Source organism: Nostocoides japonicum T1-X7, assembly GCF_001046855.1.
Taxonomy (GTDB): domain Bacteria; phylum Actinomycetota; class Actinomycetes; order Actinomycetales; family Dermatophilaceae; genus Nostocoides; species Nostocoides japonicum.
The window spans coordinates 4047144-4051918 of record NZ_HF570958.1; the positions used below are offsets into that span (position 1 = coordinate 4047144).

The following is a 4775-nucleotide window of genomic DNA, read 5'->3' on the forward strand; positions in this document are numbered from 1 at the left end:
AGGTATGTGGTGTCGTTCTGGTGGGGTCGGGTTACCTCGACTCGGGAGCCCCTCGATGGGGTCGAGGTATGTGGTGACGTTCTGGTGGGGTCGAGGAGGTCGCGGCATACCGGTGGACGGGCCGGAAAACCGGTCGCGGGGCCCCCATAGGATTGACGCTCGTGAGCACCGTCCTTGCCGCCGTCGCGTGGCCGTATGCCAACGGCCCCCGCCACATCGGTCACGTCGCCGGGTTCGGCGTGCCGTCCGACGTGTTCGCGCGGTACATGCGGATGGCCGGCCACGACGTGCTCATGGTCAGCGGATCCGACGAGCACGGGACGCCGATCCTCGTCCAGGCCGACAAGGAGGGCGTGAGCCCGCGGGAGTTCGTCGACCGCAACCACGCGATCATCGCCCACGAGCTCGCCGACCTCGGCTGCTCCTACGACCTGTACACGCGGACGACGACGCCCAACCACTACGCCGTCGCCCAGGAGCTGTTCCATCAGTGTTGGGCCAACGGGTACATGGTCGAGCAGACGACCCGCGGCGCGATCTCGCCCTCGACGGGCCGGACGCTGCCCGACCGCTACATCGAGGGCACCTGCCCGATCTGCGGGTACCCCGAGGCCCGCGGCGACCAGTGCGACAACTGCGGCAACCAGCTCGAGCCGACCGACCTCATCGAGCCGCGGAGCCGGATCAACGGCGAGGTCCCCGAGTTCGTCGAGACGCAGCACTTCTTCCTCGACCTGCCGGCCCTCGCCGACGCCCTGCGGAGCTATCTCGAGGGCCGTGAGGCGACCGGCACGTGGCGCCCCAACGTCATCAAGTTCAGCCTCAACATCCTCGAGGACATCCGGCCCCGCGCCATGACCCGCGACCTCGACTGGGGCATCCCGGTCCCCATCGAGGGGTGGCGCGAGCAGACGCACAAGCGGCTCTACGTATGGTTCGACGCCGTCATCGGCTACCTCTCGGCATCGATCGAGTGGGCGCGCCGCAGCGGCGACCCCGAGGCGTGGCGCCGCTGGTGGAACGACCCCGAGGCGCTGTCCTACTACTTCATGGGCAAGGACAACATCACCTTCCACTCCCAGATCTGGCCCGCCGAGCTCCTCGCGTATGCCGGGAAGGGCGCCAAGGGCGGGGAGCCGGGGGAGTACGGCGTCCTCGACCTGCCGACCGAGGTCGTGAGCAGCGAGTACCTCACGATGGAGAGCAAGCAGTTCTCCTCCAGCCGCGGCCACGTCATCTACGTCCGCGACATGCTGACCCGCTACCAGCCCGACGCGCTGCGCTACTACATCTGCGCGGCCGGCCCGGAGAACCAGGACTCCGACTTCACGTGGCGCGAGTTCGTCCAGCGGACCAACTCCGAGCTCGTCGCCGGGTGGGGCAACCTCGTCAACCGCACCGCGTCGATGATCCACAAGAGCTTCGGCGAGATCCCCGCGGCGGGCGATCTCACCGACGCCGACGAGGCCCTCCTGAGCACGGTCCGCGAGGGCTTCGACTCCGTCGGCGACCTCATCGGCAGGCACCGGCAGCGGCAGGCCATCGCCGAAGCGATGCGCCTGGTCGGCGAGGCGAACAAGTACGTCACCGACCAGGCGCCGTTCCGGCTCAAGGGCGAGGACGAGCGGCCCCGGCTCGCGACCGTCCTCCACGTGCTCGCGCAGGCGGTGAGCGACCTCAACACGATCCTCGCGCCGTTCCTGCCCCACTCGGCCAACACGGTCCATCGGGTCCTCGGAGGTGAGGGCGCCTTCATGCCGATGCCCGAGGTCCGCGAGGTGGCCGACCTCGACGGCGGCCCCGCATACCCCGTCATCACCGGCGACTACGCGGCGATCCCCCGCTGGGCGTCCCGACCCGTCGTGGCCGGCGCGACTGTGGCAAAACCCACACCGGTCTTCACCAAGCTCGACGAGTCCGTCGTCGAGACCGAGCTCGCGCGACTCGGGCACGACTGATGGCCGGGGGGTCGGGCGACGGGGGGAGCGGGCACCGCCGGACCCCCACGCTGCCGGACCCGCTGCCCATCCCGGTCGTCGACAACCACACCCACCTCGACATCTCCCGGGACGGCGAGGGACCGGTCGACGTCGCCGACGCACTCGCGCGCGCGGCCTCCGTCGGCGTCGACCGGATCGTCCAGATCGGCTGCGACCTCCCCGGCGCCCGCTTCACCGTCGACGTCGTGGACCGGTATGCCACGGTGCTGGGCGGCGTGGCCCTCCACCCCAACGAGGCGCCCCGGCTCGCCGAGGCAGGGACGCTCGATGCGGCATACGCGGAGATCGAGTCCCTGGCCGGTCACCCACGGGTGCGCGTCGTCGGCGAGACCGGGCTCGACTACTTCCGAACCGGGCCGGACGGTGTTGCGGCACAACAGGACTCGTTCCGTTGGCACATCGCGCTCGCGAAGCGGCTCGGCAAGGCGCTGCAGATCCACGACCGCGACGCCCACGAGGACGTCCTGCGGATCCTCGAGGAGGAGGGTGCGCCCGAGCGGACCGTCCTGCACTGCTTCTCGGGCGGAGTCGAGATGGCCCGCGAATGCGTCGAGCGCGGGTACTTCCTGTCGTTCTCGGGGGTCGTGACGTTCAAGAACGCCCACGCCCTCCGCAGCGCCCTGTCCGTCGTGCCGCTCGACCGGGTCCTCGTCGAGACGGACGCCCCGTACCTCACGCCGGCCCCCTGGCGAGGTGCGGCGAACAGCCCGGCGCTCGTGCCGCTCACCGTCCGGGCGATGGCCGCGACGCTCGGCGTGGCCGTCCCGACGCTGTGCACCGCCCTGTCCGACAACGCGGGGCGCCTCTACGGGCCGTGGTGACGGGTGTCACGCCGACGCGTGATGCCGCTGTGGCGCGTGTGGTTCAGGAGCCGTGGGAGCGCTCCCTCGCCGTTACCAAAACTTGACCTTCGGCCCGACACTCGGGCATGGTGGTCGACTGTTGGCCGGGCCCGATCGCCCGGATGACGGATCTGCCAGGCAGGGAGGTGGCGCGCAGGCGCCACCGCCGACACGGGTGGGAGCCCCCACCACGGCCGTGTCGGGGCCACCGGCCCCTGCTTCGTGAGTGAGCCGACGATGCCTCGCTCGCGCCGTCGTCCGAGTGTCCTCGCACCCGGGAAGGTTCGAACATCGGAGCAGCGTGATCTCTCGTCCCCTGCGTCGCGTCGCCCAAGGCGCCGCGGTCGTCACTGTCGTCGCGGGCGCCATCGGCGTGTCCCAGTTCGACAAGACCGTCACCCTCTCGGTCGACGGGAAGTCGACCACCGCCCACGTCTTCGCCAGCACGGTCGGCGATGTCCTCGCCAAGGAGGACATCAAGGTCGGCCCGCACGACGTCGTGGCCCCCTCCCTCGCGAGCGACGTCAAGGACGGCGACCGGATCGTCGTCCGCTACGGCCGCAAGCTGACCGTCACGGTGGACGGCAAGACGACCACCTACTGGACGACGGCGACGACCGTCGAAGCGGCCCTGCGCGAGATCGGCCTGCGCGACGTCGACGGCGCCCAGCTGTCCGCCTCGCGCTCCCAGATCCTCGGTCGGGCCGGTCTCGCGATGACCGTGTCGAGCCCGAAGGAAGTCACCCTCACCCTCGGCAAGAAGACGACGACGAGCACGACGACCGCCGGCGACGTCGCCCAGTTCATCGCCGAGAAGGGGATCCTCATCGACGGCGACGACATCGTCAAGCCGGGGCTCACGACCCCGATCTCGGCCAACCTGAAGATCGTCATCCACCGCGTGGACAAGAAGCAGGTCGTCAAGACCCAGTCGATCGGCTACTCGACGGTCCACAAGTCGACCTCGTCGCTCTACAAGGGCCAGTCGAAGACGCAGACCGCGGGTGTCACCGGCTCCTCGCGGGTGACCTACCAGGTCGTCTGGGTCGACGGCAAGAAGACGAGCACCAAGGCCGTCAAGACCCAGGTGGTCCGCAAGGCCAGGAGCGCCGTCGTCCTCGTCGGCACGAAGTCGCGGCCCGCGCCGTCGTACTCGTCGTCCTCCTCCTCGTCGTCCTCCAGCCGTTCGGCGGGCAACACCTCCGGCGCCGGCATCAACCTCGCGAACGCGGGCATGTGGGACCGGATCGCCCAGTGCGAGTCCGGCGGCAACTGGTCGATCAACACCGGCAACGGCTACTACGGCGGCCTCCAGTTCGACTACGGCTCGTGGCTGGCCAACGGTGGCGCGGACTTCGCCCCGCGGGCCGACCTCGCGTCCCGCGCGGAGCAGATCACCGTCGCGAACCGCTACTACGCCAAGGCGGGCCTCGGCCCGTGGGGCTGCGCCGGCGCAGCCTGACCCTCCTGCCGTCGCCCGATCCCGGGCAGGCACGCCCTCCGGCCCGGCCGGCCCCCCGAACACCGGGGAGCCCGCCGGGCCGGACGCGTGTGTGCCGGGCGCCCGCGTCGCCACTATCCTCGGGGGAGTGCGGCTGTCGTCGGTCGCGTCCAGGGAGGAGGAGAGCAATGAGCAGGGCCCGGTATGCGGGGCGGGTCGTGGCCTCAGCGGCTCTCCTCGGGGCCTGTCTCGTCGCAGGATGCGGCGCTGCGGCGGCCCGTCCGGTGCCACCGGCCGGCCAGAGCGCGGAGTCGGTGTCGACGACGGTTCGCGACGCCAGCCCCTGGCTGCAGCCCGGTGCGGGCGGCCTGCCCTGGCCGACGCAGCTGCTGCTCGGGCACTCCCTGCTGCTCCCGGTCCCGCCCGCCGCGCTGCCGCCGGCGACCGAGTCGACGGACGCATCGTCGGGCGCCGAGCCGTCCGACGGGGGGG

4 protein-coding genes are annotated in these 4775 nt (G+C 71.0%); all 4 read left to right on the forward strand.

Annotated elements, in window-relative coordinates; translation table 11 throughout:
- Positions 1-161 precede the first annotated feature (161 nt).
- Positions 162-1958, forward strand: a complete 1797-nt coding sequence (gene metG / locus BN12_RS18355; RefSeq protein ID WP_048554754.1) for a methionine--tRNA ligase — start codon at positions 162-164, stop codon at positions 1956-1958.
- Entirely contained in the window at positions 1958-2821 is an 864-nt protein-coding gene (locus BN12_RS18360) for a TatD family hydrolase (protein WP_048554756.1), read from the forward strand. Before metG ends, BN12_RS18360 begins: the two co-directional genes overlap by 1 nt.
- Before the next feature lie 322 nt (positions 2822-3143).
- Positions 3144-4304, forward strand: coding sequence for a resuscitation-promoting factor (locus BN12_RS26615; RefSeq protein WP_048554758.1), 1161 nt, complete (start codon positions 3144-3146; stop codon positions 4302-4304).
- A gap of 167 nt (positions 4305-4471) precedes the next feature.
- The coding region (locus BN12_RS25395) for a hypothetical protein (protein ID WP_200901251.1) at positions 4472-4775 on the forward strand (304 nt) is incomplete at its 3' end.

Coding starts and splice junctions, on each gene's coding strand:
- BN12_RS18360 (WP_048554756.1), top strand. CDS start 1,958: ATGGCCGGGGGGTCGGGCGACGGGGGGAGCGGGCACCGCCGGACCCCC.